Origin of the sequence: Mesorhizobium sp. B3-1-6, assembly GCF_006439555.1 — a bacterium.
Lineage (GTDB): Bacteria > Pseudomonadota > Alphaproteobacteria > Rhizobiales > Rhizobiaceae > Mesorhizobium.
On sequence record NZ_VFTM01000025.1, the window covers coordinates 15165 to 40991 of the forward strand.

Sequence of the window (25827 nt, forward strand, 5' to 3'; positions counted from 1 at the left end):
GGGCAAAGGTTGGCTATGGTCTCGACCCACCAAAGGGACGAACCAACACAATACGCGCAGCGGGCGGCGAGCGCTTTCACAAATGTTAAGGCACTGCTTGCTTCAGTTGACGCTGTTCCAACTGGTCAATCCGCTCAGTCAGGCGTTTGATGTAATCGGATAGGGTGTAGGTATTCCCGAATCGCTTGCCGGTTCCGCTCGCAAGGCCAGCCTCGCGCTTGCTCGTGAACTCCTCAACGTAGCCGTACCGTCCGACGATGACACCACGGACGAACCGGACAACTTCCGCCCGCCATGCCCATGCTGTGACGGCCGCATGATCGTGATCGAGGTGTTCGAACGATGGAGGCAGCCGCGCGAACCGCCACACGGTTCCCGGTCGACCGGGAGCAGCACGCCATGTCCCGGCATGGAATGGTTCAGCCTTCAGCTGCGGGCACTCAGCCTCCGGCAGCGGATCGACACACATCTATGGTGATGATCGACTCCGACAGAGCCGCGCCCGGCCGCCCACCGTCCCGACAACACCGCGCGGAGGCGCAACGAAGCGGTCTGTCCGTATTCACCCCAGAGTTCCCCGGTCGCGCCATTGCCGACATCTGCCAAAATCCGAAATCCCCATAGCCATCACCTGTGGCCCACGGGTTCCTTCCTCGGGGACTTTCGTACGCTTGCCGGTGCCCGAAACTCTTCACGGAAGCGGAAGGTCCGGTTAGGGGATGGTTGAGGTAAACTACGAAGCCGACGTTCCAGCCCGCATAGTCTCGACGGCTTCGGAGCGAAGCGGATATGGCGACCGCGCGGGCCAACTCAGCGAGCGGTCAGTGATAGTAAATGCCGCCGTCGACGTTGAGCGCCTGGCCAGTGACAAAGGCCGAGAGATCGGAGGCGAAGAACAGCGCCGGGCCTATGATATCCTCCGGCGCGCCGAGGCGCTTCAGCGCGGCGACGTCCTCCCAGTGGCGGATGGCGGCTTCGCTGCCCAGATTGTTCTTGCCCATTTCGGTCAGGATGATGCCGGGGCAGATCGCGTTGACGGTGACCCCGTCCATGCCGACCTCCTGCGCCAGCACGCGGGTGAGCGTTATCACCACCGCCTTGGTCGCGGCGTAGTGGCCCTGCGTCGGCACGCCCTGCCGGCCGGCGATCGACGCGATGTTGATCACCCTGCCCGACTTCCTGGCGCGCATATGCGGCAGCACCGCCTGGCACATCATCAGCACGCCCTTGGCGTTGACGTCGAAATGCGCGTCCCAATTGGCCTCGTCGAGATCCTGCAGCAGGCTGGGCTTGAGGATACCGGCATTGTTGACCAGCACGTCGATGCTTCCGGCAGCCTTGAGCAGCGCCTGCGCGGTGGCTTCGATGTCCTTCTTCTTGCTGACGTCCATCGTGTAGACATAGGCCTTGCGGCCGGCCGCCTCGATCTCGCCTTTGGTCACGTCGAGCTCGGCCGCCTGCGATTGCAGATCGGTGATGGCAACGTCGAAGCCCGCTTCGGCGAGCCCCTTTGCGAGCGCCCTGCCGATGCCACGGCTGGCGCCGGTGACGAGAGCCGTCTTGCCCTTGGCCTCAGGAAGAATGGTCATGCTGCTTCCACCTTTGATGTCTTGACCGGAAGCGAGTTCATCGCCGCGATCGTGTCGTCGAACGAAACGAGTTTGCCGTCGGAGCCGAGCCCCATCGCCACCTTGGCGGCGACGGCGCTGGCAAAGCGTGCGGACTGCCTCAGGTCCCAGCCCTTGACGATGCCGACGATGATGCCGGCGGTGAAGGAGTCGCCGCAGCCCGTGGTGTCGAACAGCTCGACCTCGAAGGCCGGCAGATGGAAATCGTCGCGATGCTCGGGCGAGACATAGACGCCGCCGGCACCGAGCGTGAGGATGCAGTTCTTCACGCCCCTCGCCTTGAAGAAGGCAGCGACGCGGGCCGGATCGCGGTCATGCGCCATCTCACCGGCCTCGTCGATGCTGGGCACGAAATAGTCGATGTAGGGCAGGCACGGCTCGACCAGCTTCCAGGTCTCCGGCGTCGCCTGGATGAGATCGAAAGTGATGACGCGGCCAAGCTCCTTGGCGCGCTTCAAGAGCCTGACGGTCGGCTCGCCGTCAAAGCGCTTCAGGAGGCCGGTGCCGCCGACATGGACGACGGTGGCGTCGAGCGCCGCGTCGAGATCGGCATAGGCGACCTCGAACAGGGTGGCGGTGCCGGGAACATGCAAGGCTGGCCGCTCGCCGTTCGGCCGCACCGGCAGGATGGTGGATGACGTCTGGACGCTGCCGTCACGGCGCACAAGGCTCGTCTCCAGCCCATATTTCTGAAGTTTGGCCAGGAACCAGTCGCCCATGTCGTCGGTGCCGAGCGTGGTGACCGCCCGGGTCTTCAGGCCGAGGATGGCGCAGTCCATCCCGGTCGCGCCGGCCGTGCCGGCGACAGTCATGCGGATTTCCTCAATATAGTCGGCGCGGCCGCCTTCGGGGATGCGCGAGACCGGCCGTCCCAGGATGTCGAGGACGTAGAAGCCGATCGAGCTGACGTCGAATTGTGGCATGGCTGACTGGACCTTTCGAACTCAATGGGCGGCGCGGCGCAGGCCGAAGCTTGCGGCCAGCACCAGGAAGACGAGCACGCCGATGCCGACCTGCTGCCAGTAGAAATTCCAGCCGACGAGCAGCAGCCCGTTCTTGACGATGGCGAGCAGCAGCACGCCGAGCAGCGTGCCGATCACCGAGGGCTTGCGCTCGCGGCTGAGCGTCGTGCCGATGAAGGTGGCGCCAATCGCGTCGAGCAGGAAAGCGTTGCCCGACAGCGGCACGTAGGACTTCACCGTCGCGGACAACAATATACCTGTGATGCCGGCAAGCAGCGCGCACAGCACATGCACCATCGACAATTCGCGCGGCACGCGGATGCCGGAATACCAGGCGACGCCGGGCTGGGCGCCCATGGCCTGGACATAGCGGCCGAAGACCGCGCGATGCAGCAGGAGATGGACCGCGACCGCCAGGACGATCAGCACGATGACCGGCGTCGGTATTCCGAACATAGCGGTGCGGGCAATGGCGTTGAATTGGTCTGCTGCATAGCCGCTTGTTAGATAGATCGGCTGGCCACCGCTGGTGGCGAGCTGCTGCGTGCTCTGCCCGATGAAGAGCACGCCGAGCGTCGCCAGGAAGGGGCTGATGTTGAGCCTGGTGATGAGGATCGCATTCAGCAGGCCGACGATCAGCGCGGCGCCGAGCCCGCCCGCGACGCCGACCGCGCCGCTGTAGCCGGCGGCCAGCAGCATGACGAAGATCATGCTTGCCATGTCGACGGACACGCCGACCGAAAGGTCGATGCCGCCCGACGAGATGACGATGGTCAGCCCCAGCGCCACGATCGCCAGCATGACGACGTTGTTGACCAGCACGTTGAAGAGATTGGCCGGCGTCAGGAAGGTCGGGCTCGCCACCGAAAAGAAGATGACGATGGCCGCGAAGGCAATGAGCACGCTGTATTTGGCGAGGAAGCCGCGCAGGCTCGCCTTGGCTGCGTTCTTGTTGGCCGAGACGCTCATCGCGAACCCTCCGAACCGCGGGCAAAGGATGTGATCGCCACCACCAGCAGGATCAGCGCGCCCTGCACCCCGTTGACCCAATAGCTGGAGACGTTGAGCAGTTGGAAGCCGTTGGCCAGAAGGCCGATGAACAGCACGCTGAGCAGCGTGCCGCCCATGGTCGGCACGAAGCGGCGGGAAAAGACCGTGCCGAGCAATGCCGCCGCCAGCACTGACAGGAGCAGCTCGCCGGAACCGGGTGTGCTGGCCGACAGGCGAGAGACGGTGAGGATGCTCGCTACAGCAGCACAGAAGCCGCTGAGGATGTACGTGAAGGAGACGTAGAACGGGACGCCGATACCGGCCGCCCGCGCTGCCTCGGGATGACCGCCGACAGCGTAGAGCCTGAGCCCGAATGCCGTGCCGTGGACGACTGCGATCATGATAGCGGAGAAGACGATCAGCGCCCAGGCAAGCGCCGAGATGCCGAGGAAGCTTCCCGAAACCAGCACGCCGAGCAGCGGCGAGGATGCGCCGACGACCGTGTTCTGGGTGAGCGTGAGTTCCATGCCGGCCGCGACATTGAGTACGGCAAGCGTCGCAAGCAGGGGAAGGATGCCGAGGCCGACCACGGCAAGGGCGTTCAACGCGCCGACCGCCATGCCGACGGCGATGGCCGCGAGCACCGAAAGAAAGTCGCCATAGCCCATCGACAAAAGTGTCGCGTAGACGGCGGCGCAGAGCCCCATATTGGCGGCGATCGACAGGTCGATGCCGCCTTCGGTGACATCGGAGCCGCCGCCGATGATGACGGCCGTCATGCCATAGGCGAGCACGCCTAGGATCGCCGACTGCTCGACGACATTGATCAGGTTGAAGGTCGAGGTGAAGCCCGGCGCGAAGATGACGAAATAGGCCATGATCGCGGCGAAGGCGGCGATCGCGCCAAGCCGCACGACCAGCGCGCCGAAGCGCCGGCCCGCGCTTTTGACGGCGGCTTGCTTTTCATCGGACGCGCCGACTTCGGTGTGGAGAACAGTCGCGCTCATGCGGCCATTCCACCGGTGATCGAGCGCGCACCGGACGAAGCGGCGAGCAGCGCGTCGCTGTTCATCGAAGGACCGGAGAAGCTGCCGGCGAGCCTGCCGCGATAGACGACCAGAACGCGGTCGCAGACGCCGACCAGTTCGAGCAGGTCGGAGGACAGAAGCAGGATCGCCGCGCCCTCTCCCGCCAATCGGTTCAACAGATTGTAGATCTCGACCTTGGCGCCGACATCGACGGCGACTGTCGGCTCGTCCAGCACATAGACGCGCGACTGGCAGCTCAGCCATTTGGCCAAAGCCACCTTCTGCTGGTTGCCGCCAGAGAGCTCGCGCACCAGCGCGTCGCGATGCGGCGTCTTGATCGACAGTTCCTTGATCAGGCCGTCGACCGCCTTGTTCTCCAAGCCGCGGCTGACCATGCCGCTCCTGGAGTAGCGGCGCAGGCTGGCCAAAGAAATATTCTCGCGCACCGACAGGCCAAGCGCCACTCCATGCGCGCGGCGATCTTCCGGCAGCATCGCAATGCCGTCGCGCACCGCCCTGACCGGCGTCGACAACGCAAGCTCCCTACCCTCGACCTTGACCTGGCCGCCATCGGCTGTCTTGAGGCCGAACAGACACTGGACGATTTCCTTGGCGCCGGAGCCGAGCAGGCCGGTGAGGCCGACGATCTCGCCGGCGCGCACGTTGAAGCCGATATTCTCGAAGCTGCCGCCGAGGCGGAGGGAGGAAACCTCCAGAACCGGGGCGCCTAGAGTGACCGAGCGCTTCGGGAACATCTCGCCGACATCGCGGGCGATCATCATCGAGATGATCTCGTCGATCGACGTCTGGCGCGGATCGACCGTGCCGACATCGGTACCGTTGCGCATCACGGTGACGCGGTCGCAGAGCTTCTCGATCTCCTGCATGTAGTGGGAAATGAAGACCACGGCGATGCCGTCGTCGCGCAGCCGGCGCAGCACGTCGAACAGGCTGTCGACCTCGCGTTTGACCAATGCCGCGGTCGGCTCGTCGAGCACCAGCACCGACGCTTTCTGAGCCAGCGCGCGGGTGATCTGCACGACCTTCTGCTGCGCGGTCGTCAGGTCTTTCACAAGGGTTCCCGCTGGCAATTCCATGCCGAAGAAGCGCTTCAACAGGTCCGCGGCCCTGCGCTCCATGGCGCGGCGGCTGACGAACGGGCCGAGGCCGATTTCGTGGCCGAGGAAGACAGCTTCGCCGACGGTCGCGGTCGGCACCAAAAGCCTGTCTTGGTGGATGAAATGCACGCCGAGCTTTTCGACCGAAGCCGGCGTCAGCGTGCTGACGGTCTCGCCGTTGATGAGGATGGTGCCGCTGTCCGGCTTGATGATGCCGGCCAGCACCTTGATGATAGTCGACTTGCCGGCACCGTTCTGGCCGACAAGGCCGAGGATCGAGCCGCGCGCGATCTCGAGGTTGGCGTTTTCCAGCGCGCGAACCGGTCCGAACCGCTTCGATATGCCCGTCATCGATACAGCAATGTCACGCTTTGCTGTCTGCATGGCCGTCAATCCTGGTTGGATATGACGGGCAGCCACAGTCGTTGGGCTGCCCGTCGTTTCGTTCCGTCCTATTTAACGCCAGCCTTCTCGGCGGCGTCGAGGAACGGCTTTCCTTTTTCGGCGGCGTTTTCCTTGTTGATCAGCACCGAAGGCACGAAAGTGAAGGGCGGCACCTTCTGGCCAGCCAAGTATTTGGCGACGTTGTCGACCGAGGTCTTGCCGATCTCATAGGGCTGTTGCGCTGCCACGGCGCCGGCGGACGACTTCGGATCCATCACCATCTTGATGACTTCCGGGCTGCCGTCGATGCCATAGGTCTTGACTTCGTTGCGGCCGGCGGCTTCGACCGCCTGCGTGGCGCCGATCTGCGGCACGTCCCAGCAAGCCCAGACCGCGCCGACCGAGCCCTTCTCGGGCGACTTGGTCAGCATGTCGGTGACGTTGGAATAGGCGCTCTGCACCGTATTGGGGATAACGTCGCGCAACTCGGGCTCGACGATCTTCACATCCGGGAACGAGGTCAGCACATATTTCAGCTGGTCGTAGCGGATCTTGCAGACCGGCACGCTGTAGAAGCCGTTGAAGACCAGCACATTGCCCTTGCCGCCCATGTCGGCGACCATCTGCAAGGCGATCTCGGCGCCGATATTGTAATTGTTGGAGGTCGTGTTGTTGATGGCGTGCGGGGTGGCGGTATCGACCGTGAACAGCGGGATGCCGGCATCGCGGATCTTCTGCAGCCACGGGTTCAGCACTTCGAGATTGCCGAGCTGCTCGATGATGGCGTCGGGCTTCTGCGCGATCAGCGTCTGCAGTTGCGCGATCTGCTGCTGGTCCTTGCGACCGGCGTCGAGCGCGATGACTTCGCCGCCGAGCTCCTTGACGCGGTCCTGGATGCCTTTGAAGGCCATCAGGTCCCAATAATGGTCCGTGCCGATGGCCGAGACGCCGATGCGCTTGCCCTTGAGCGACAGCTCCTCGGCGGTTGCGCCCGAGACGGCGGCAAGGCTGCAAGCCGCCGCCAACGCCAGGGCGAGTGCCTTGACGAGGCCTTTCATGGATCTGGTCATTTCATTTCCTCCCTTCTTGATCGCTCCGGGCCTTCCGGAGGATTCTGCCTGATGGCCGCCGCTCAGGCGGCGGCCTCTTTGTCGCGCAGGCCGTAGCTCGCCATGCGCTTGATGACGTTTTCGATCTCCTCGTCGGACAGCACCGGCGGCTCTCCGATCTGCAGGGCGCCGTGATACTGGCGCGCCAACGTCTCGACCTCGACGGCAAGCCACATGGCCTGAGCGAGGCTCGATCCGACAGCGATCATGCCGTGCTGGGCAAGCAGGCAGGCCTTGCGGTCGCGCAGCGCCTCCACCGCATACGCCGAAAGCTCTGCCGTGCCGAAGGTGGCGTAGGGCGCGCAGCGTATGTCGCTGCCGCCGGCGACCGCGACCATATAGTGGATCGCCGGTATCTTCCTGCCCATGATGGCGATCGTGGTGCAGTAGGTCGGATGGGCGTGAACGACGGCGTTGACCTCCGGCCGCGCCTTCATGATGTCGAGATGGAAGCGCCATTCGCTGGATGGCGGCAGGCGCCCGTCGACCTCGCCGTTCCACCCCATGAAGACGATGTCCTCCGGCTGCAGCGTGTCATAGGGCGTGCTGGTCGGCGAGATCAACATGCCCTCGCCATGGCGCCGGCTGATGTTGCCGGATGTGCCCTGGTTGATGCCCAGCGCGTTCATCTGGATGCAGGCATCGATGATGGCCTGGCGCGCCTCTAGATCCGAAACGGTCATGCGATATACCAATCCTTGCGAGGCCAATTACCAGGCCGTGTAACCGCCATCGATCGACAGGATCGCGCCGGTGACGTAGCTCGAGGCCGGTGAGGCCAGGAACAGGATCGCCGAGGCGATCTCCTTCGGCGTACCCAGCCGGCCCATCGGCGTCATGTCGATCCAGGTGTTGAAGAGCTCGGGACGCTCGCGCATCTTCAGCGTCATCTCGGTGCCGACATAGCCCGGCGCCAGCGCGTTGACGCGCACGCCCAATTTCGCCCACTCGACCGCGAGCGCCTTGGTCATCATGTGCACGGCGCCCTTGCTCACCATGTAGGACGGCGCCGTCTGCGGGCGGTTGATGATCAGGCCCGACATCGAGCCGAGATTGATGATGGAACCCTTGTTGCGGTCGACCATCGAGCGGCCGAAGGCGCGCGAGGCCCAGTAGACGCCGTTGACGTTGACATCCATCACCAGGCGCCATTCCTCGTCCGGCGTGTCGAGCGCGGTGTTGAGGCGCGCGATGCCGGCGCTGTTGACCAGGATATCGACCTTGCCGAAGTCAGCTACGACCTTGGCAGCCATCGCCTCGACGGCTTCCGGATTGGTGACGTCGAGCACGCGGCCATCGACGCTTACGATACCGGCGGACTCGAGCGCCTCGGCGCCGGCCTTCAGCCCATCCGCATTCATGTCGAGCAGGACGATATTCGCGCCGCAAGTTCCGAGCGCCTTAGCGGCCTCCAAGCCGATGCCGCTGGCGCCGCCGGTGACGACGGCGACCTCGCCCGTCAGGTCGAATTGCGACCGGTAATCCATGCACGTCCTCCATCAGGACAGGCTCGAGCGCGGGCAACATTTCGCCCTCGCCGCCGAGGCAGCGCCGCAAGCCGACCGGTCCTGATAATGCCTCCGGGGTCAGGCTCCTCCCGACCCCATGGCGAGCACGTTACAGAAGCTTCCGGGGTCCGTCAATCTGGTTATAACCAGAAAACAGCAATCTTTTTTGAATGATCCGTGATCAGGTGCGGTCGACGCCATTCACCGTCGCCGAAGGCTGCTCGACCGCCATGTGGATGCGAGCCACGGAGGAGTTGTAGAAGGCCTCATAATATTCGAGCGCGGCGCCGTCGGCGTCATAAGCGATCGACTCGATCTCGATCAGCGGCGTGTTGGCCGCGACACCCATCTGATCGGCCTCTTCCTTAGTCGGAAGTGCCGCGCGCAGCCAGCGGTCGGCGCGCTTCACGGTCAGGCCGAAGACGGCGCGGATGGTGCCGAAGATCGACTGGTTCTCCGACAGGATGTTTTCGAGGCCAGGCACCCGGTGCCCCGGCAGGCTGATGCGCGTCATGGTGATTGGGGCGCCGTCGGTCATGTAGACACGGCTGATGCGCACAACACTGCCATTGGCGGGAATGCCGAAAACCTTCGACTCCTTCTCGTTCGGCGGGCAGCGGTAGATCTCCAGCGTGCGGGTCGAGACCTTGTGGCCCTTGGCGGTCAGGTCGTCGAACACACCGAGATTGGCGGTCATGAAGTCGACATGCTCGCGCGGTGCCGCGACGAACATGCCCTTGCGCGGCATCTTGATGATGCGCCCTTCATTGGAGAGCGAGCCGATCGCAGCGCGCACGACAGGGCGCGAGACGCCGAAGAAATCGCAAAGCGCCTGTTCGGAGGGAATGCGCGAATTGGCGGCCAGCAGGCCGGTGTTGATCGCTTCCTCGACCTGGTTGCGCAACTGCACCCAGAGCGGGGCGGCCTCATCGCGGTTGAGCTTGACCTTGGAGCCGATCGAGCGGAAAGCCTCGGCCGCCTCGGCATCTTCCTGGTCGTAACGAGGACGCCCGCGCATTCTGGTTGCTTGTTCCATCATCGGTCTTCAGGCTGCGGGCAAACCGCCCGGTATGAATGTTTGCCGCGATTCAACGCCCAGCAGCGACTCCTAACGGAGCCCGCCAGCCATTTTCTCGCTCTCCGGCAAGTTTCGCAACCATAGCATCGCGGCTGCTCCCAGCAGCGGTCCGGGAACCAACAGCAGGAAGGCCCAGCGCCAGCCGCCGATGAAGTCGGCGAAACGCGGCGTCAGCCAGATGGCGAGCACCGTCAGCGCGAAACCGGCGCCCAGCTGCACCGAGAGCGCTGTGCCGACGAAGCGGCGGTCGGCAAGCTCGGTAACGGCGGCGGAGAACTGCGCCGAATCGCCGATCACCGAAACACCCCAGACGATAGCCACCAGCATGAACAGCCAGAGCGGACCGGTGAAAAGGAAGCCCATCAGCAATGCGCAGCCACCCGACACGATCATCATGCCGGCGGTGGTCGCCGTGCGGCCGACGCGGTCCGAAAGATAGCCGCCGAGCAGGCAGCCGAGAATGCCGGACGCGACGACGAAGAAGGTCGAGAGCGAAGCGGCAGCCGCCGTGCCGATCGCCTGCGCGTCGAAGGCCGCCCGCGTATAGGCAAGCAGCCACGCCCACATGGCGTAGAGCTCCCACATGTGACCGAGATAGCCGAGATTGGCGAGCAGCAACGGCTTTTCGCGAAACACCTGGCCGATGCGCGAGGGCTCGAAGATAGCCTTGCCGAAGGGATAGGGGCCTTCCTTGGCGAACAGCAGGAACAGCAGCGCGCCTGCCGCAGTGGCCACGCTGGCGGCGGCGACCACCGGCCGCCAGTCGAGCGCGGTCGAGACGGCGCGGAAGAGATGCGGCAGCGCCGAGCCGATGGTGAGCGCGCCGATGACCGCGCCGAGCGCAAGGCCCCGGTCGCGCGCGAACCAGGTGGCGACCAGCTTCAGCGCCGGCGGGTAGACGCCGGCAAGCGCGACGCCGGTGACGATGCGCGCGGCGATCACGCCGCCCGGCCCAGTATGAAGCAGCAGGCTGGCATTGGCGAGCGCGGCGACAAGGGCCGCGGCCGCCATCAGGCGGCCGAGCCGCACAAGATCGGGGAGGTTGACAAAGCTCGCCCCCAGCGCGCCGAGGACGAAACCGACCTGGACGCCATTGGTCAGCCAGGCCTCGGTGCTCGCGCCCAGTGCCAGCTCCCGCTTCAGTTCGGGAAGGATCGCGGTGGCCGAAAACCAGGTGGTCAGCGACAGGACGACCGCCAGGCAAAGCAGCGACAGCACCCGCCAGCGCTCGCTGTCGGACGCCACGCCAATCCGGCCGCCGCCGACCGTGCTCATGCGCTTTGCAGCGGTACAGTGAAGACCGTGGCCGTGCCGGTGAGGCAAAGCTCGCCCTGGCCATTGCGCACGCTCGTCTCGATCTTGCAGATCGGCTTGTCGTGCCGCACTTCCTTGACCTCCACGCGTCCGGTGATCTCCTCGTCAACGCCGACGGCCTTGACGAACTTCCAGGCCACTTCGAGGAACACGGTTCCTGGGCCGGGCAGATCCTCAGCCACCAGCGCATTGAGAATACCAGACGTGACGCCGCCCTGGACGATCAGCTTGCCGAACACCGACTTCTCGGCCAGCGCGCGATCGTAATGCAGCGGATTGCGGTCGCCGGTGATGTCGGTGAAGGCCTCGATGTCGCTCATGTTCGTGCGGCGCGTGCGCTCGGCGAAGGCACCTACCTGCGGGCGGCCCTTCACGACACCCACCCAACCGTCTTTCGTCTCGGTGCTCATTTCAGCTTCTCCTCTGCTCGGGTTCGACTGGTTTGAAGGTCGGCAGAACGCGGCCACCGATGGCTGTGGGCGCAAGCCGGAGCATGGCCCCGACCTGTAGCGGCCGTGTGCCGGGCAGGATGAAGCTCAGTATCGTCGGGCCTTCGGCCAACTCGACCAGGCCGACCACGTAGGGTGCCGCCGGCAGCCAGCCGGGATGCCCTGGCTTGTGCACTTCCGAAAAGGATTTCAGCCGTCCCCTGCCCGATGCGTCCTTCCAAACCAGACGCCCGCTCCAGCAATGCGGGCAGATCGGCCGCGGATAGAAGACAGCCTTGCCGCAATCCTCGCAGTGCTGGATCGTCAGCCGGCCTTCGGCGGCGGCATCCCAGAACGGCTTGGTCAGCGCGGTGATCGTCGGGCCGGCGGTCTTAAGCGTGTTCAAATCGACAGACATCAGGCGGCTCCCAGCACGAGCGCTGTGGCTTCGCTCATCGTCGCGCCATTGCCGGTGACCAGCGCGAGCCCGGCCTCGCCGATCTGGCGTTCGCCCGCCTCGCCGCGCAGCTGGCGCACCGCCTCGACAACATGGGTCATGCCGCCGGCGAGACCGGGCTGGCCGAAGCCAAGCTGGCCGCCATGCGTGTTCAGCGGCTTGTCACCTTTGTGGGAAAGGTCGTGGTCGCCGAGCCACGCGCCGAACTGGCCCGGCCCGCAGAGGCCGGCATCCTCGATCGTCGTCGCGACCATGTTCGTGTAGCAATCGTAGAGCGACAGAAGATGCATCTCGTCGGCATGCGTGCCGGACTGCGCGAAGGCCCGCGCCATGGCGCCCTTCAGCGGACCGGAGGTCAGGCTCGGCGCCTGGCTCACGGCGCGATGCGTGACCTTCTCGCCGGCGCCGAACAGATGCACGGGCAGCTTGCGCAACGACCGCGCGCGCTTGGCAGACGTGACGACGACCGCTTCACCGCCGGCGACCGGCATGACGATTTCGAGAAGATGCAGCGGCGAGGCGATCATCGGCGAGGCCAGCACCGCTTCCACATCGGCAGGCTTGCCGAAAAAGATGGCGTCGGGATTGAGCTGGGCGTTGGCGCGCGCCGCCGCGGCGATCATGGCGAAGTCCCGCGCGGTCGAGCCGTATTCCGCCATATGCGCCTGCATCAGCAGCGCGTAGGAGATGTTGGCGCCCGAGGCGCCGAAGGGCACGTCGAACTCGCGGATCGGATTGCGATTGGGCGAGCGGGGTGCTGCCTCCTCTCGGTTGTTGGCGAGCACGCACAGCACCGTCTCGCACATGCCGGCCTCGATCGCGGCCGCCGCGCGCCAGACCATGCCGGCGCCGGACGCGCCGCCGAGATCGACGACATTGGCCATGTTCGGCGCCAACCCCAGATATTCGGCGATGGTTGCCGGGACATGCTGCGGCGTCTCGCCGACCTGTGGCCCGACCAGCAGCCCGTCGATCGCGCCCGGCTCCAAGCCCGCATCGAGCACCGCCAGGCGCGAAACCTCGGCGATCATCTCCAGCGTCGTCACGCCGCGGGTCAGACGCTGCGGCTTCAACTCGCCGATGCCGACGATCGCTCCCTTCGACTGGATCATGCCGCCTTGCTCCGGTCGAGCGCGCGGTATTCCTCCAAGCAAGCCGGATTGGCGAGCGAAGCCATGTTCTTGACCGGCTGGCCTTCGAGCGTGGTGCGGGCGGCGCCCTCGACGCGCTTGCCGTTCAGCGTGTAAGGCACGGCCTGCACCGCGTGGATGCGATGCGGCACGTGGCGCGGCGACGCGCCTTCGCGGATCGCCCTGCGGATTTGCTCGGCAAGCTCGGAGGTCAGTTCAAAACCGTCATTGAGTTTGACGCAGAGCACGATTTCTTCGTCGCCCTCGACCGGCGCCCCAAAGACTAGGCAATCCTCGATCTCGGCGAAGTTCTCGCAGGCCGCGTAGATCTCGGCGGTGCCAATGCGCACGCCGCCGGGCTTCAGCGTCGTGTCGGAGCGGCCGTGGATGATCCCCGAGCCATAAGCCGTTATTTCGGCGACGTCGCCATGCGTCCAGATCTCGCGGCGGACGGCGAAGTAGGTGGCGTGATAGCGCGCGTCGCCGTCCTTGCCCCAGAAGGTCAGCGGCATGGACGGGAATGGCTCGGTGCAGACGAGATCGCCCTGCCGGCCGATGATCGGCGCGTTGCGCTCGTCCATCACGCCGACCGCGAGGCCGAGCCCTTTCACGGTCAACTCGCCACGCCGCACAGGATGTATCGGCGATCCGAGCAGAAAGCAGCCGATGATCTCGGTGCCGCCGGAGATGGAGGCGAAGATCATATCGCGCTTCACATGCTCGTAGACCCAGTCGAACTGTCCGGGCGAAACCGGCGCGCCGGCCGACAGCAGAGACCGCAGCGACAAGAGGTCGTGCAATCGCCCAGGCGCGTAATTTTCAACGGCGAGTGTCGCGAGATACTTCGGACTGGTGCCGAAATGCGTAACGTTGGCGCGCTCCGCCATTGTCCAGAGCGGACTGGGATCGAGGCCAGCGGGCGATTTCAGGATCGGCGCGCCGTCATAGAGCACTACCGTCGCCCCGCAGCCAAGGCCTGAGATCAGCCAGTGATACATCATCCAGGCGGTGTTGGTGTACCAGCTCATGACGTCGCCCGGACGGACGTCCCCGTGCAGCAGGTGCTCCTTCTGGTGCTGGAGCAGAACGCCGCCAGTACGATGGACGATCGCCTTCGGCGCGCCAGTCGTGCCGGAGGTGTAGAGCACATAGGCCGGATGGTCGAAGGGCACACGCTCGAAGGTCAGCGGGCCGTCGCCGCCGAAATCGTCGAACGCAACGCAATCTGCCGCGCAGTCCGGCCTGAGGCCGGATTCGCCGGTCAGCACCAGCGTCGTCACCGTCGGCATCGCGGCGACGATCTCGGCCAATCTGCCGGAGATGTCGTGCTCCTTGCCCGCATAGCGATAGCGAGATGCTGCGAACAGCACCTTGACGCCGATCTGGCCAAGACGGTCGGCGATCGCGATGGCGCCGAAATCCGGCGAGCAGGACGACCAGACGGCGCCGACGGAAAGCGTCGCCAGCAATGCGACGAGACCTTCAACGCGATTGGGCAGGATGCCGCCGACACAATCGCCCTTGGCGATACCGGCCGCGCGCAGGCCGTCGGCCATTCTAGCCACGAGCCGGCGCAATTCGGCAAGCGTGACGGTCCGGAAATGGCCGCTCTCGTCGGCCTCGATCACTGCGACCCTCTCGCCGTCGCCACACAACAGGTTTCGGCAAGATTGAGCGATGCCCCCGGCAGGAAGCGGCTCCCGGTCATCGGCGCATTGTCGTCGCGCAGGAAGGCGATCGCGCCGGACTCGCCGATGACCTCGGCGAAATCCCACACCGCGCGCCAGAACGCGCCAGGATCGCCGACCGACCAGCGATGCAGCGTCTCGTAGTGGCGCGGGTCGAAGCCGTTGGCTATCGAAAAGCGCGCAAGGTTGGACGATTGGAACGCGGCCGGCGCCGGCGTCCAAAGCACGGATGACATGGATTTCCTCCCGCAACGCAGGCCCGGCTCGACACCGCGGCCTTGCCTGCCGATGCGTTTCAGATTATTGGTTATAACCAGAATGTCAAGCTGCGATCGCGACCACGTGGACAGCGCTGGCGGAGGAGCAGACTATGGATGCCGTGCATATCGTTGCCGCGAAGCGGACTCCCATCGGCAAGCTGAACGGCGCGTTCGCCAGCCTTTCGGCGGCGGAGCTGGGGGCGCAGCTTATCCAGGCGATGCTGACGGCAACGCAGCTCGCGCCCGATGCCGTCAGCGAAGTGATCATGGGCCAGGTGCTGACCGGCGGCGCCGGGCAGAATCCGGCGCGACAGGCCGCGCTCAAGGCAGGCCTGCCGGTCAGCGTCCCCGCCATGACCGTCAACAAAGTCTGCGGCGCCGGCCAGAAGTCGATCCATCTCGCCGCGCAGGCCATTCGCTGCGGCGACGCCGATTGCGTGATCGCCGGCGGGCAGGATTCGATGACCTCGGCGCCGCATTTCATTCACGGCGCCCGCGCCGGCATCCGCATGGGCGACCGGACCGTCAAGGATTCGATGATCACCGACGGGCTGTGGGACGCCTTCCATCAGGTGCATATGGGCGTAACCGCCGAAGCGCTGGCGCAGCGCTACCAGATCACCCGCGAGGAACAGGACCGCTTCGCGCTGCGCTCGCAGGAGAAGGCGGACGCCGCCATCCGGGCTGGCAGGTTCGACGACGAGATTGCGCGGGTGTCGATCAAGGCCAGGCAAGGTGACCTTGTCGTCGAGCGTGACGAGCATCCCAATCCTTCCACCACCATGGAAGGCCTCCGCCGGCTGAGACCGGTCTTCGATGCGGCGGGAACGATCACGGCAGGCAGCTCGTCAGGCCTCAACGACGGGGCAGCGGCGGTGCTGGTGATGTCGGAGGCGCGGATGAAGGAACTCGGCCTGACCCCCCTCGCCCGCATCGCGTCTTATGCTTGCGCCGGTGTCGAACCGATGGACATGGGCCTCGGACCGGTGGCGGCCTCGCGCCGCGCGCTCGACAAGGCCGGCTGGCGGGCGTCCGACCTCGACGTGATGGAGATCAACGAGGCCTTCGCCGCGCAGGCCATCGCGGTCAATCGTGAGATGGGCTGGGACGAGGACATTATCAACATTAACGGCGGCGCCATCGCGCTTGGACATCCGCTGGCCGGCTCCGGCTGCCGCATCGTGGTGACGCTACTGCACGAGATGGTCCGCCGCGACGCGAAAAAAGGATTGGCATCGCTCTGCATCGGCGGCGGACAAGGAGTGGCAATCTGCCTGGAGCGGTGAACCTGACACTCTGAGCAGTAATTGCCTGAGGGAATTGGGCAATGGGCTTGGCCACGACAGCTTTTGGTCAACGATTAGAGCGCAAGACTACGGCCAACATAGGCGTTGCCGCCGAAGCTCGTTGCCACATGCAGGGCAGCTTTCCCGGGGTGATCGCCCGAAACCTGCACCTCCGCTTCCCACCCCAAGACAAGCAACGTAGTCTCGGGAGCTGAAACGGTCATCCGCGCTGCGACGGATGACCGCCCAGCGTCAGATTTCGGTCCGCTCTGCCAAGAGCAGTGCGTCCTCCACGTCGACGCCAAGATATCGGACAGTATTCTCAATCTTGAGTGGCCGAGCAGGATCGGGATGGTGCGGATATTGCCCGTCGCCTTGTAGATCATCGAAGCCTTCGCGCCGAAGCGAATGAGTGCCGTACTCCTCTGGATGCAGACCGATCGCAGTCACCAATTCGTCACGAGACGGGCGTACTGCGTTGTCCTCATGTGGTGTGCGAGATCGACCCGGCTCGGGAAAGCATCGTCCTCGACCGTGCCACCACGCCGTTCCAGCCAATCCAGCAGGCTTGCTCTCGAGGTCCTGCCTCAAGCCATCCGGGATTTATGCGCTGGCCTGCTGCAGCCACCCGGTTCCTGACCGGATGGCTCGTCGCAAGGCGACGCGGACGTGTCTTAGGAACCGGAGACTTGAATAGGGGCCCCAGAGACCGGGTCGGCAACGCTCGCGAGAGCGGCAACCTTGTCGATCATTGCTAGAACCGCCTGCGGCTTGCTTTGATGCACCATATGTCCGGCATCCCGGACGATATCGACCAGCGAGTGGTCTATCTCGGCGTGCAGCCGTAGCGCCTCGGCCTTGGCATCAAACAGCTGATCACCTGCGCCGGCAATTATGCCGACAGGAATGGCGATGTCGGCATATCGACGATTGGGGAACAGAGCCGACGCCAGCATCAGGAAGGATTCCGCAGAGATGGACCGCAGTTGCGAGGGGCGGCTCGCCAGCCCGCTTGTCGTTGCCGCGAAAAGCGTCGCGACCCTTGCCGGGTGGAATATCTTCTCCATCGCCCAGCGCCAGTTCAGCCTGACCAGCGAAGGCAGTATGGCGTGACGCAATACCGTCCCGATCAGCGGGACCGCCGGCAGCGCGGAGATGGCTAGCGCCAGCCTTGGCGGCGGATAGTGATAGCCAGCGACAAGGACAACACCGGCGACGAATCGGGTGTGCCGACGTGCCATCTCGAGCGCCACGGCGGCTCCCCATGAATGCCCGACAACCACATAGCGCTCGACGCCGAGTTTTTCGGCCGCGGCCTGGATGAGATCGGCCTGGGCGCCGGCGGTCCAAAATCTGCCCACCGGGCGTGGGCTCAGCCCAAAGCCGGGTCTGTCAAAGGCAAGCACACGATACTTCGCAGCGGCTTTGTCGAAGATGCCGCTTGTCGTGAAGTCCTCCGCCGAAGCGCCGTTGCCGTGCAGGAGCAGCAACGGTTGCCCGTGGCCCGCTTCCAGGAAATGCAGCTTGGTTCCGCGGAGGTGGATGAAACGCCCGAGCGGGCGTCCGGCCAATGCCTGTCTCGCGAGGAGATTGTTGTAGAGCGCCAGCCCAGCCGTTGCCGCTGCAAGCAACAGGAGCAGGTTCCGCTTGGACCTTGTCGTCACGAGAGCAGTCGCGTCGCTGCTCGCGATCAGGCCGACCCTTTCTGAGGCAGCTCGGTCTCTTCCTCGACCTGATCCCGCAGCGCCTGTCGTCCGGACTTTCGATCTTCAGCCCCAGGCGAGCGCTTTTGCCGTTCCAACTCGCGATCCACCGTCTTGCGCGATCCTTCCGCGGGGTCTTGCTCCGGCAATGTCTCTGTTTGCCGCTTCGCCTGATTATTGCTTGATTCCGATCCGACAGGATCGCTCTTTCCAGGGGACTTCATCATCGTATGCGTCTCTGTTCGTCGGAAGGGCTGCATGGCTGCCATGGACAAATCGGTGCCAAACCCTTGGCATCAGCCTTTGTTCCGCCGCTGCTGACCCTCACCGCAGGCCCTCGGCGTCGTCCGGCGCCTCGTGGTCGGGATCGGCAGCTTCCAAGGCATCGATAACCGGTGCCAGTGAATTCTCCTCATCGGAATTCGAGTCCGTCTTCGCATTTTCCGCGCCGGTTTTATCAAGCGCGCTTTGGATGGCCTCTTCGATGTTGCCGACCTCCTGCTCCCGCAATTCGCGACCGTAGCCGGCGGCGTCGGCGTCCTGCTCGAACTGCTGCGCCAGCATCGGAACGCTGACCGCGGTATCGGCGAGCAAATTGCCGACATTCTCTTCCAGCCAGCTGCGCAGGAATTCCTTCGTCGCATTCATGGAGCATCTCCTCGCAGCGAGATAACCGGACCGTGGCACTGAGGTTCCCGCTAATCCGAAACCGCGAGGAACGAACGGATCGATGGACGGTTGGGAACCCGAACATCCCGCGAAATTCCATGACCGACGATGAAAACGGTCAGCTTCTTGCTGGGTCGCCTGGAGACCGTGCGCCCAATGGACTTAACAAGTAAGCCTACCCTGGCTTGGCGACGCGTGGGGAGGCACTGCACCTCGCGTCGCCAGCCGCCTTTGCGGGAACCCGCATTGCTCTCAGCCGTTCGCACGCATGGCGACATTGCAGCTTCGAGAAGCGCTGACCAAGGTCGGCACGTTGACGTCCCGGCCAGCGGCATTTTTGATTCTGGGCGGCTATACTGTTTGTTGGCTTGTCTTTGAACGGGAAACGCTTGACTGGCACGGCGCCGCGACGCTGATCACGTGGGCAATGACGCTGCTTATCCAAAGGGCCGAGCATCGCGACACTCAAGCCCTCCAAGCGAAACTCGATGAGCTGATCAAGGCGAACGATGAGGCTCGCAACGAGATCGCCGAAGTGGACGACAAAGAGCCGGAAGAAATCGAGGAAATGCGAGGCTCCGGCGAACGAAGCTGACAAACTATCGAGCCGCGCGGGCACCCTGCCGAGCCCGCCCCCCCGGGCCGAAAGCAATTTCATCAACAAGATCAACGGTTGCAGTGGGCCCGGAGGGTGCTAAAGAAAATCAATGGGTTAGCGGATGGTTAGCCAACCCATACCCTGGTCCGGCGAACCAAGGTAACCGCTGTCGGCTCCTTGCCTGCCCGGAAGCTCAATTGTTCGTTCGATTTGGAGGATCTTATGAACGATCGGATGTTCGACAGCCCTGTTTTCGTAAAAAGTGAAAACAGCCTCATCCAAGAGATCGCGTGTCTCGAAGACGCTTTGGAATTTTGTATGAATGGCCAAAGCATAAACGCGGTCCGATCTACGACACCGCCCTTCGCGCTCGCCAGCGGGCCTTCGACAGTGATTACCCGCTGACGTCGGCGCAGTCCGCGTTTTCCGGCTTTGCCAGGTCTGCTAAATCGTCGAGGACGTGAGTGCTCCGCCGCCTTGGATGACGGGCACGAGCGGCCGCGGTGGTGGATTGACAGCCTGAAGGCATCGGGGATGTAACGGAGCTCGCGATGCTTTCCAAACCTTTCGAAAAACCAGTCCGCGTGTGGGTCGGGTTGGGACTTCCCGCGTCAACTCAATACGGTGGTCGAGGCCTACCAATTCGCGGTTGACTGGTGCGGCAACAGCCCGGAGCAGGGGGCAGCCATTCGGGCTTGCAAGGCCGTCTTGGCCGGAGACATCGACGCGGAGACGGCGAGGAGCATTTTTGTGGGCCTTCGCGCGTCGGAAAGACATTTTCGTTGAAGACCGGGACCTCCCGTTATCGGAAACGGCCGCCCCACTCACGCTTATGCCGGCGGAGCGCCTGACGGCAGTTCGGCGCTCTGCATTCCGCCGCCCTTTCATGAACTCATGATAGATGACGACAACCGATACCGGGATCAGACCGCCCAAACATGAGGTCAATGCCGCCCATTATGATAGTGATTGCCAAGATGCCCTCGCATCGCGCCTCGACGAAACTAATCGAAATGGCTGAGAGGGCCGGGTGGAATAGAAACAGGGTGGCTTCGGCGCTGATGGGCTGCAAAGAGGCTTAATAGCGATAGCGCGTCGCGGTAGCGGCATCCCTCGGCCATTCTTTTTCAAATCGCGAGAACGGCACCAGCGGCCACGGGCTGACAATTCGCCATGGTCATCAAAGGCGAATTGCTGGCGAGAGGTTTTGGGCCTCGTCGACGGCGGAACGTCGTCGGCGGGAACCTTATTTTCCCCAATGGGTTAATGTGCTGTCGTTAACTTATGTTAGGAAGAGGCAGTGGCACGGAAGGTTGATGAAGTGCTCAGTCCGGAAGAGTTGTCTTCCGACACCACAAAGGTGGAGCGCGAAATAGCCGTGGCTTTGGATGCGTTGGCACACCAAGAAGCGCCTTCTCGAATGCTGGAACTGGCGCGAAAGCTGGACGCTGCGATCACGTTGCGTGCGCGCAAAGCCCGTCCGAATTGACGGCCAGTGACGACGTTCTGATCGCGCCGCCTCGCCTGTGAACCTTCCATGGGCAATCGGATGAAGAGCTAATTTCAAAGGCCGAGTTCCTGCAGCGCTGGTGGCGCCGAAATCTCTTACCTGGCACCGAGAGAGGGTGCCGGCTCGCGCATCCTCTCGGATAACCCGGGCTGTCCCCAAGCCAGCGGAGCAGAGGAAGGATCGGACGCTGTTCCAAGCTAGCTCACGCCACGGCATGCCTCGCTAAACCGGCTGGAACATTCGCCCATATTGCTCGTTCGGCAACATCATTTCAGCGAGCACAAGGGACACCGACAATGCCGAAGAAAGCTTCCCCGGCCGACGCTACGACCGTGGCTGAGATTCATGACCAGGAACTTGTCCGCGGCAATGGCGGCGAACTGCATCAGGTGGCCGAAGGCGAGGTCGAGGTGCAGACGACGGCGCTTGGTACGCCGATCGCGGATGACCACAACACGTTGAAGATCGGCGAACGTGGTCCCACGCTGATCGAGGATTTTCATTTCCGCGAAAAGATCTTCCACTTCGATCATGAGCGCATCCCCGAACGCGTGGTCCACGCGCGTGGCTACGGCGCCCATGGCTTCTTCGAGACGTATGAGTCACTCGCCCAGTATACGAAAGCCGATATCTTCCAGCGGGCCGGCGAAAAGACACCAGCCTTCGTGCGTTTCTCGACCGTCGCCGGCAGCAAAGGGTCTTTTGATCTGGCGCGGGATGTCCGGGGCTTCGCCGTGAAGCTCTACACCAAGGAGGGGAACTGGGATCTGGTCGGCAACAACATCCCGGTCTTCTTCATCCAGGATGCGGTCAGGTTTCCGGATATGGTCCATGCCGTGAAAGAGGAACCAGACAGGGCGTTCCCGCAGGCCCAATCCGCGCACGACAATTTCTGGGATTTTATCTCGCTGACTCCGGAATCGATGCACATGATCATGTGGATCATGTCCGACCGCGCCATTCCGCGGTCCTTCCGGTTCATGCAGGGCTTTGGCGTGCACACGTTCCGTCTGGTTAACGCCAAGGATGAATCGACCTTCGTGAAATTCATCTGGAAGCCGAAACTCGGCATGCAGTCGGTGGTCTGGAACGAGGCCGTGAAGATCAACGGCGCCGATCCCGATTTTCACCGTCGCGACCTCTGGAACGCCATCCGGTCCGGCGATTTTCCGGAATGGGAGCTCTGCGTGCAGCTCTTCGACCAGGATTTCGCCGAGAGTTTCGACTTCGATATCCTCGATCCGACCAAGATCATTCCAGAGGAGGTCATCGAGCCGCTGCCGGTCGGCCGCCTTGTTCTCGATCGCATGCCGGAGAATTTCTTCGCCGAAACCGAGCAGGTCGCCTTCATGACGCAGAACGTGCCGCCGGGCATCGATTTTTCCAACGATCCCCTGCTGCAGGGACGCAACTTCTCCTACCTCGATACGCAGCTCAAGCGTCTGGGCAGCCCCAACTTCACCCACCTTCCCATCAACGCGCCGAAATGCCCGTTCCATCATTTCCAGCAGGACGGCCACATGGCGATGCGCAACCCGGCTGGCCGCGCCAACTATCAGCCGAATTCCTGGGGCGAGGGGCCGCGCGAGGCGCCTGAGCGGGGCTTCCGCTCCTTTGCCGATGCGGAGGAGGGACAGAAGGTCCGGCTGCGGGCGGAGAGCTTCGCCGATCACTACAGCCAGGCCCGGCAATTCTTCCTCAGTCAGACCGAGCCTGAGCAGCGTCACATCGCGATGGCTTTGACGTTCGAACTGAGCAAGGTCGAGACGCCAGTCATCCGCGAGCGAATGATCTCCCATCTGCTCAACATCGACGAGACGCTGGCGGTCACTGTCGCCGACAAGCTCGGCATCAAGACGATGCCTCCCGCAGCCGATGCCGCCGTGCCGACTCGCGATGATCTCGAGCCGTCGCCCGCACTCAGTATCATCAATAACGGGCCGGACAGCTTCAAGGGCCGTAAGATGGGCGTGCTCGTCAGCGACGGCATCGATTCCGTCCTTCTGCAAGCGGTGCGGGATGCGGCGCACGCGGAGGGCGCCAAGGTGGAAATCGTGGCGCGCAAGGTGGGGGGTGTCGAGGCCGGGGATGGCAGCTGGATCGAAGCCAACCACATGATCGACGGCGGACCGTCGGTTCTCTTCGACGCGGTCGTGCTGCTCGTATCTGAGGAAGGCGCCGAGATGCTGTCCAGAGATGCTGCCGCAAAGGACTTCGTGTCTGACGCCTTCGCCCATCTGAAGTTCATCGGCTTCGTCGCGGAGGCCGGACCTCTGCTGGCAAGCGCCGGGGTAGCGACCGATGCGGACGAGGGGCTCATCGAGCTTAATGGCGGCGGTTCCGCGCGCTCGTTCGTCGAGGCTTGCCGCAGGTTGCGGCTATGGGCGAGGGAAGGTGCCGTGAAACTCTGACGTGTTCATCCGACCAATAGAAATACAGGACTTTGCCGGAACATTTCGAGCGCATGCCGGTTCGAGAGAAGATCGCCCTCCCTCCAGCGATCCGGGGTCCCATCAAGGCCCATGAGGGCCCGTTGCCGCATGCAGCATCGGGCCCTTCTTCGTCTGCGGATATTCGGTTGCGGCGAATCTCGCGAAACCGGGCGCGGCGGGAACAAGCGGGATGTCTTCCGGGTTCTTTCGAGAGAGGAAACCGTCGACAGGAGGCCGCATGAGCGAGGCTATGACGACCTCAAATCACGAAGTGATCCGAGCATGGATCGAGGCGCGCGAGGGCAGGCCAGCCATCGTCGCGGCGCCGGGGAAGGCCGCGATGCTGCGGGTCGATTTCGGCGGAGGCGATGAAGATCTGAAGCCGATCGAATGGGAAGATTTCTTCAAAGTGCTGGACGACGACAACTTGATGTTCGTTCACCAGGACATGACCTCGGAGGGCAGCACCAGCCGCTTCAACAAATTCGTCCCGCGAGAGTAGCGATCCGGGAAGTGACGGGCTTCGACAATTACTGAACTCCCGGCATTTTGCTGGCGTCCTGGAGATTCTTCGTGATGCCGGCGGCTGGCGAGGTATCCTGCGGCGCATTCCCGCCTTGGTTTTGTTCTGGTGTGCGTTTGACGGGCGCTGTTTGCCAGCCGGTGCCGACATAGACGAAGGCCGAGTAACAGAGCGCCATGACTATAATCAGCAGCAGCAGCGGCAAAAGCACCCGTTTCATGCCGAACTCCTGACGGGCTTTGCTGTTGCACCGCAGGCACCGACGACGCTCATGCTTCCCGCCGTCGCGCAGCCTCGCGCTCGACATCTTCAGCCGAATAATCGCCAGCAGCCGGGTCGAACGCTGCCCATCCGCCCGCCTGGTATTCACTACGGCGGTCGGCGATGTTGACTGACGCGGAGCTGCGGAGAACTTCCCGGGCTTCCGAGGCGAGGTCGTCCTCGACGCGAGCCGTCACCAGCGTGCCGCCGCGGCGGACGCCTTCGGCATAGACATGCGCGTCTTCCTCCGGCACGCCCGCATCCGTCAGGCTGCCGATGATGCCGCCGGCGGTGCCGCCCACAATCGCTCCGGCGACGGCGCCCGCGGCTGTTGCCGCCAGCCAGCCCGCCGCGACCACCGGCCCGACTCCCGGTATCGCCATGGCGCCCAGGCCTGTTGCCAGGCCGCCAGCGCCACCCACGACCGCGCCGATGCCGGCGCCGCTTGCGGCATCCTCGGAGGCTGGGGAATGCGTGTTCTGGTACCAGCCGCGGGCATTGTTGGCCATGATGCTGATGTCGGATGACGGGACGCCGATGGACTCCAGCGCGCCCACGGCGTCAGCGGCGTCGTCATACTCGTCAAACAGAGCGGTGATCGTTTGCATGTCGGTTCTCCTGTTTATTGTTGGCTGGCAAAGACGTTGCCCTGATAGTCGAGCGCAACGGCGGTGCCCTTGCCGTCCTTCGTCGCCTGACCGCGCCAGATGCCCTGTTCGTCCTTGGCGAGCGCCGAGACGTCCCCGTAGCCGGCATCCTCGATGCGCTTCTTCGCCTGCGCTTCGGTGAAGCTGTTCGCGCCGGGGACAGGAGCGGATGGTTTGGGCGTCGATGCCGATTTAACCGCCGGCATGCCCGCGCTGCCGCCGGCGATCTTCTCGATCATGTCCTGATGCATCTTCAGCGTCGGCAGCGTCTCCGCCGCGAAAGATTTGAGGGCGGGATTGTCTCCATCCTTGGCGTACGCCTCGAACAGGCCGACTGCGTCTGCATGCGCTTTGCGCTGCATCTCTACGTAAGGCTGGTCCAGTGAGGCCGTCGTGCTCTGCAATCGTTCCAGATCGCTCTTATGCTTGGCATCGGATTGCGCCGGTACCTGCAACTTCTGCTCGCCGGCGATCTTCTGCAGCTTGGCGTTCGCCGCGCCGTGATCGGTGATCATCCGCTTGGCGAAATTCTTGATCTGCTGATCCTTCGCGTTGTCCTGCGCGATTTTGCTCGAATCCACTTCGAACATCCCGCCGATGGCTGCCTTGTTGACGAAGGTCTGCGCGTCGTCGGCCGCGAAGGCCGGAAAGGCAAGCATCAACGCAGCGGCCGCCGATGGGATAAAGAATGTCCGCGTGCTCATGGGGCAAGGCTCCTTTGGTCTTGGTGGCACCGAACAACCGTTCTTGCCCTTTGTTCCCCAGGCGCCTCATTCCAGGCTCTGAAAATAGCCCGGCCGCGGCCGGGCGGATCGTGAGTTGGATCCGTTTGGTGTCGAAGTGGCTTGGACGGCAAGTTAGATGCTTCAGCCAACCCGTTGGGCTCTGCCTCCGCGAGCTGGAGGGCGCGGCGTGGGTTTGTACCCTCCATGATCTCGCGCCTTCTCGAACGCGAACGGTGCGCGGCCATGGCCAAGGCGCACGCGAGGGAATTCGAACGCATCAAGATGTATCGTTCGCACGCGCAATACGCGTCTTAGCCTGTCGCATCAAAGAGTCCAGCCCGACGCGGGATTTCGACACGCGAACTGCTTCTCGCGATTTCGAACGCGCCGC

28 protein-coding genes and 1 pseudogene are annotated in these 25827 nt (G+C 63.7%); 7 read left to right on the plus strand and 22 right to left on the minus strand.

Translation table 11 applies throughout. The annotated features are described in order from the left end of the window. Window positions 1–821: 821 nt before the first annotated feature. The 15 genes from FJ414_RS21405 to FJ414_RS31870 form a co-directional block, all read right to left on the minus strand. Window positions 822–1589, minus strand: a complete 768-nt coding sequence (locus FJ414_RS21405) for an SDR family NAD(P)-dependent oxidoreductase (protein WP_140646310.1) — start codon at window positions 1587–1589, stop codon at window positions 822–824. Beyond that, entirely contained in the window at window positions 1586–2551 is a 966-nt protein-coding gene (locus FJ414_RS21410) for a sugar kinase (protein ID WP_140646311.1), read from the minus strand. Before FJ414_RS21410 ends, FJ414_RS21405 begins: the two co-directional genes overlap by 4 nt. Before the next feature lie 21 nt (window positions 2552–2572). After that, complete coding sequence (locus FJ414_RS21415; protein WP_140646312.1) at window positions 2573–3559, minus strand: ABC transporter permease; 987 nt, start codon at window positions 3557–3559, stop codon at window positions 2573–2575. Next, window positions 3556–4587 (minus strand): ABC transporter permease, encoded by a 1032-nt coding sequence (locus tag FJ414_RS21420; RefSeq protein ID WP_140646313.1) that lies wholly within the window; start codon window positions 4585–4587, stop codon window positions 3556–3558. Before FJ414_RS21420 ends, FJ414_RS21415 begins: the two co-directional genes overlap by 4 nt. Further along, window positions 4584–6110 carry a sugar ABC transporter ATP-binding protein gene (locus FJ414_RS21425; protein WP_181181669.1) on the minus strand — a complete coding sequence of 509 codons (1527 nt, stop codon included), beginning with the start codon at window positions 6108–6110 and terminating at the stop codon, window positions 4584–4586. Before FJ414_RS21425 ends, FJ414_RS21420 begins: the two co-directional genes overlap by 4 nt. A 68-nt stretch (window positions 6111–6178) precedes the next feature. Then, the gene (locus FJ414_RS21430; RefSeq protein ID WP_210239677.1) at window positions 6179–7180 is read right to left on the minus strand and encodes a sugar ABC transporter substrate-binding protein; all 1002 of its coding nucleotides are present in this window, start codon (window positions 7178–7180) and stop codon (window positions 6179–6181) included. Window positions 7181–7242: 62 nt separating this feature from the next. Beyond that, window positions 7243–7902: an L-fuculose-phosphate aldolase gene (locus tag FJ414_RS21435; RefSeq protein ID WP_140646314.1), complete on the minus strand. Its 660-nt coding sequence runs from the start codon at window positions 7900–7902 to the stop codon at window positions 7243–7245. A gap of 27 nt (window positions 7903–7929) precedes the next feature. Beyond that, complete coding sequence (locus FJ414_RS21440) at window positions 7930–8706, minus strand: SDR family oxidoreductase (protein WP_140646315.1); 777 nt, start codon at window positions 8704–8706, stop codon at window positions 7930–7932. Window positions 8707–8908: 202 nt separating this feature from the next. Next, entirely contained in the window at window positions 8909–9763 is an 855-nt protein-coding gene (locus tag FJ414_RS21445; RefSeq protein ID WP_246672459.1) for a GntR family transcriptional regulator, read from the minus strand. 72 nt (window positions 9764–9835) lie between these two features. After that, window positions 9836–11080: an MFS transporter gene (locus tag FJ414_RS21450; RefSeq protein ID WP_140646317.1), complete on the minus strand. Its 1245-nt coding sequence runs from the start codon at window positions 11078–11080 to the stop codon at window positions 9836–9838. Then, on the minus strand, window positions 11077–11529 hold the full coding sequence (locus FJ414_RS21455; RefSeq protein WP_140646318.1) for a MaoC family dehydratase: 453 nt from the start codon (window positions 11527–11529) through the stop codon (window positions 11077–11079). The genes FJ414_RS21450 and FJ414_RS21455 overlap by 4 nt, the downstream gene beginning before the upstream one ends. A 1-nt stretch (window position 11530) precedes the next feature. Then, window positions 11531–11965 carry a zinc ribbon domain-containing protein gene (locus tag FJ414_RS21460; RefSeq protein ID WP_140646319.1) on the minus strand — a complete coding sequence of 145 codons (435 nt, stop codon included), beginning with the start codon at window positions 11963–11965 and terminating at the stop codon, window positions 11531–11533. Then, window positions 11965–13116: a thiolase family protein gene (locus FJ414_RS21465; RefSeq protein WP_140646320.1), complete on the minus strand. Its 1152-nt coding sequence runs from the start codon at window positions 13114–13116 to the stop codon at window positions 11965–11967. The genes FJ414_RS21460 and FJ414_RS21465 overlap by 1 nt, the downstream gene beginning before the upstream one ends. Further along, window positions 13113–14762 carry an acetoacetate--CoA ligase gene (locus tag FJ414_RS21470; protein WP_246672460.1) on the minus strand — a complete coding sequence of 550 codons (1650 nt, stop codon included), beginning with the start codon at window positions 14760–14762 and terminating at the stop codon, window positions 13113–13115. The genes FJ414_RS21465 and FJ414_RS21470 overlap by 4 nt, the downstream gene beginning before the upstream one ends. After that, a complete protein-coding gene (locus FJ414_RS31870; protein WP_246672461.1) occupies window positions 14759–15058 on the minus strand; it encodes an acetyl-coenzyme A synthetase N-terminal domain-containing protein in 300 nt (99 codons plus the stop codon). Before FJ414_RS31870 ends, FJ414_RS21470 begins: the two co-directional genes overlap by 4 nt. A 134-nt stretch (window positions 15059–15192) precedes the next feature. Between FJ414_RS31870 and FJ414_RS21475 the strand changes: the two genes are divergently transcribed. Further along, on the plus strand, window positions 15193–16368 hold the full coding sequence (locus tag FJ414_RS21475) for an acetyl-CoA C-acetyltransferase (RefSeq protein ID WP_140646321.1): 1176 nt from the start codon (window positions 15193–15195) through the stop codon (window positions 16366–16368). A gap of 252 nt (window positions 16369–16620) precedes the next feature. On the opposite strand, the pseudogene FJ414_RS31875 reads toward FJ414_RS21475, so the two are convergent. The 4 genes and pseudogenes from FJ414_RS31875 to FJ414_RS21495 all read right to left on the minus strand — a co-directional run. Continuing rightward, window positions 16621–16946: pseudogene (locus FJ414_RS31875) on the minus strand (tyrosine-type recombinase/integrase); the annotation flags it as partial. 96 nt (window positions 16947–17042) lie between these two features. Continuing rightward, a complete protein-coding gene (locus FJ414_RS21485) occupies window positions 17043–17999 on the minus strand; it encodes an alpha/beta hydrolase (protein WP_246672462.1) in 957 nt (318 codons plus the stop codon). 59 nt (window positions 18000–18058) lie between these two features. Beyond that, a complete protein-coding gene (locus FJ414_RS21490) occupies window positions 18059–18340 on the minus strand; it encodes a hypothetical protein (RefSeq protein ID WP_140646323.1) in 282 nt (93 codons plus the stop codon). Window positions 18341–18395: 55 nt separating this feature from the next. Then, window positions 18396–18719, minus strand: a complete 324-nt coding sequence (locus FJ414_RS21495; protein ID WP_140646324.1) for a DUF768 domain-containing protein — start codon at window positions 18717–18719, stop codon at window positions 18396–18398. Between the two features lie 289 nt (window positions 18720–19008). On the opposite strand from FJ414_RS21495, the gene FJ414_RS21500 reads away from it, so the two are divergent. The 6 genes from FJ414_RS21500 to FJ414_RS21525 all read left to right on the plus strand — a co-directional run bounded on the left by FJ414_RS21500 (window position 19009) and on the right by FJ414_RS21525 (window position 23782). Further along, entirely contained in the window at window positions 19009–19335 is a 327-nt protein-coding gene (locus FJ414_RS21500) for a low affinity iron permease family protein (RefSeq protein ID WP_140646325.1), read from the plus strand. A gap of 293 nt (window positions 19336–19628) precedes the next feature. Continuing rightward, complete coding sequence (locus tag FJ414_RS32120) at window positions 19629–19802, plus strand: DUF982 domain-containing protein (RefSeq protein ID WP_348640015.1); 174 nt, start codon at window positions 19629–19631, stop codon at window positions 19800–19802. Between the two features lie 160 nt (window positions 19803–19962). Continuing rightward, entirely contained in the window at window positions 19963–20124 is a 162-nt protein-coding gene (locus FJ414_RS31880) for a DUF982 domain-containing protein (protein WP_246672463.1), read from the plus strand. Window positions 20125–20638: 514 nt separating this feature from the next. Beyond that, window positions 20639–20827 carry a hypothetical protein gene (locus FJ414_RS21515; protein ID WP_140646326.1) on the plus strand — a complete coding sequence of 63 codons (189 nt, stop codon included), beginning with the start codon at window positions 20639–20641 and terminating at the stop codon, window positions 20825–20827. A gap of 317 nt (window positions 20828–21144) precedes the next feature. Next, window positions 21145–23259, plus strand: a complete 2115-nt coding sequence (locus tag FJ414_RS21520; RefSeq protein WP_140646327.1) for a catalase — start codon at window positions 21145–21147, stop codon at window positions 23257–23259. 259 nt (window positions 23260–23518) lie between these two features. Further along, complete coding sequence (locus FJ414_RS21525) at window positions 23519–23782, plus strand: hypothetical protein (RefSeq protein WP_140646328.1); 264 nt, start codon at window positions 23519–23521, stop codon at window positions 23780–23782. A 28-nt stretch (window positions 23783–23810) separates the two neighbouring features. Here the strand turns inward: FJ414_RS21525 and FJ414_RS21530 are convergent, their stop codons facing one another. Genes FJ414_RS21530 through FJ414_RS21540 form a run of 3 tightly spaced genes read right to left on the minus strand, consistent with a single transcriptional unit; the run spans window position 23811 to window position 25415 of the window. After that, window positions 23811–24023, minus strand: a complete 213-nt coding sequence (locus FJ414_RS21530) for a hypothetical protein (protein WP_140646329.1) — start codon at window positions 24021–24023, stop codon at window positions 23811–23813. 49 nt (window positions 24024–24072) lie between these two features. Next, entirely contained in the window at window positions 24073–24672 is a 600-nt protein-coding gene (locus FJ414_RS21535; protein ID WP_140646330.1) for a hypothetical protein, read from the minus strand. A 14-nt stretch (window positions 24673–24686) separates the two neighbouring features. After that, window positions 24687–25415, minus strand: coding sequence for a DUF4142 domain-containing protein (locus tag FJ414_RS21540; protein WP_140646331.1), 729 nt, complete (start codon window positions 25413–25415; stop codon window positions 24687–24689). Window positions 25416–25827: the final 412 nt, after the last annotated feature.

What these genes read in the sequence shown, in the direction of transcription:
- FJ414_RS21520 (WP_140646327.1), top strand. Translation starts at nt 21,145, where the DNA reads ATGCCGAAGAAAGCTTCCCCGGCCGACGCTACGACCGTGGCTGAGATT.
- FJ414_RS21450 (WP_140646317.1), bottom strand. Translation starts at nt 11,080, where the DNA reads ATGAGCACGGTCGGCGGCGGCCGGATTGGCGTGGCGTCCGACAGCGAG.
- FJ414_RS21415 (WP_140646312.1), bottom strand. Translation starts at nt 3,559, where the DNA reads ATGAGCGTCTCGGCCAACAAGAACGCAGCCAAGGCGAGCCTGCGCGGC.
- FJ414_RS21535 (WP_140646330.1), bottom strand. Translation starts at nt 24,672, where the DNA reads ATGCAAACGATCACCGCTCTGTTTGACGAGTATGACGACGCCGCTGAC.
- FJ414_RS21455 (WP_140646318.1), bottom strand. Translation starts at nt 11,529, where the DNA reads ATGAGCACCGAGACGAAAGACGGTTGGGTGGGTGTCGTGAAGGGCCGC.
- FJ414_RS21465 (WP_140646320.1), bottom strand. Translation starts at nt 13,116, where the DNA reads ATGATCCAGTCGAAGGGAGCGATCGTCGGCATCGGCGAGTTGAAGCCG.
- FJ414_RS21425 (WP_181181669.1), bottom strand. Translation starts at nt 6,110, where the DNA reads ATGCAGACAGCAAAGCGTGACATTGCTGTATCGATGACGGGCATATCG.
- FJ414_RS31870 (WP_246672461.1), bottom strand. Translation starts at nt 15,058, where the DNA reads ATGTCATCCGTGCTTTGGACGCCGGCGCCGGCCGCGTTCCAATCGTCC.
- FJ414_RS21495 (WP_140646324.1), bottom strand. Translation starts at nt 18,719, where the DNA reads ATGAATGCGACGAAGGAATTCCTGCGCAGCTGGCTGGAAGAGAATGTC.
- FJ414_RS21410 (WP_140646311.1), bottom strand. Translation starts at nt 2,551, where the DNA reads ATGCCACAATTCGACGTCAGCTCGATCGGCTTCTACGTCCTCGACATC.
- FJ414_RS21420 (WP_140646313.1), bottom strand. Translation starts at nt 4,587, where the DNA reads ATGAGCGCGACTGTTCTCCACACCGAAGTCGGCGCGTCCGATGAAAAG.
- FJ414_RS21500 (WP_140646325.1), top strand. Translation starts at nt 19,009, where the DNA reads ATGGCGACATTGCAGCTTCGAGAAGCGCTGACCAAGGTCGGCACGTTG.
- FJ414_RS21430 (WP_210239677.1), bottom strand. Translation starts at nt 7,180, where the DNA reads ATGACCAGATCCATGAAAGGCCTCGTCAAGGCACTCGCCCTGGCGTTG.
- FJ414_RS21435 (WP_140646314.1), bottom strand. Translation starts at nt 7,902, where the DNA reads ATGACCGTTTCGGATCTAGAGGCGCGCCAGGCCATCATCGATGCCTGC.
- FJ414_RS21525 (WP_140646328.1), top strand. Translation starts at nt 23,519, where the DNA reads ATGAGCGAGGCTATGACGACCTCAAATCACGAAGTGATCCGAGCATGG.
- FJ414_RS21530 (WP_140646329.1), bottom strand. Translation starts at nt 24,023, where the DNA reads ATGAAACGGGTGCTTTTGCCGCTGCTGCTGCTGATTATAGTCATGGCG.
- FJ414_RS21460 (WP_140646319.1), bottom strand. Translation starts at nt 11,965, where the DNA reads ATGTCTGTCGATTTGAACACGCTTAAGACCGCCGGCCCGACGATCACC.
- FJ414_RS21440 (WP_140646315.1), bottom strand. Translation starts at nt 8,706, where the DNA reads ATGGATTACCGGTCGCAATTCGACCTGACGGGCGAGGTCGCCGTCGTC.
- FJ414_RS21490 (WP_140646323.1), bottom strand. Translation starts at nt 18,340, where the DNA reads ATGGCAGCCATGCAGCCCTTCCGACGAACAGAGACGCATACGATGATG.
- FJ414_RS21475 (WP_140646321.1), top strand. Translation starts at nt 15,193, where the DNA reads ATGGATGCCGTGCATATCGTTGCCGCGAAGCGGACTCCCATCGGCAAG.
- FJ414_RS21540 (WP_140646331.1), bottom strand. Translation starts at nt 25,415, where the DNA reads ATGAGCACGCGGACATTCTTTATCCCATCGGCGGCCGCTGCGTTGATG.
- FJ414_RS21405 (WP_140646310.1), bottom strand. Translation starts at nt 1,589, where the DNA reads ATGACCATTCTTCCTGAGGCCAAGGGCAAGACGGCTCTCGTCACCGGC.
- FJ414_RS21445 (WP_246672459.1), bottom strand. Translation starts at nt 9,763, where the DNA reads ATGGAACAAGCAACCAGAATGCGCGGGCGTCCTCGTTACGACCAGGAA.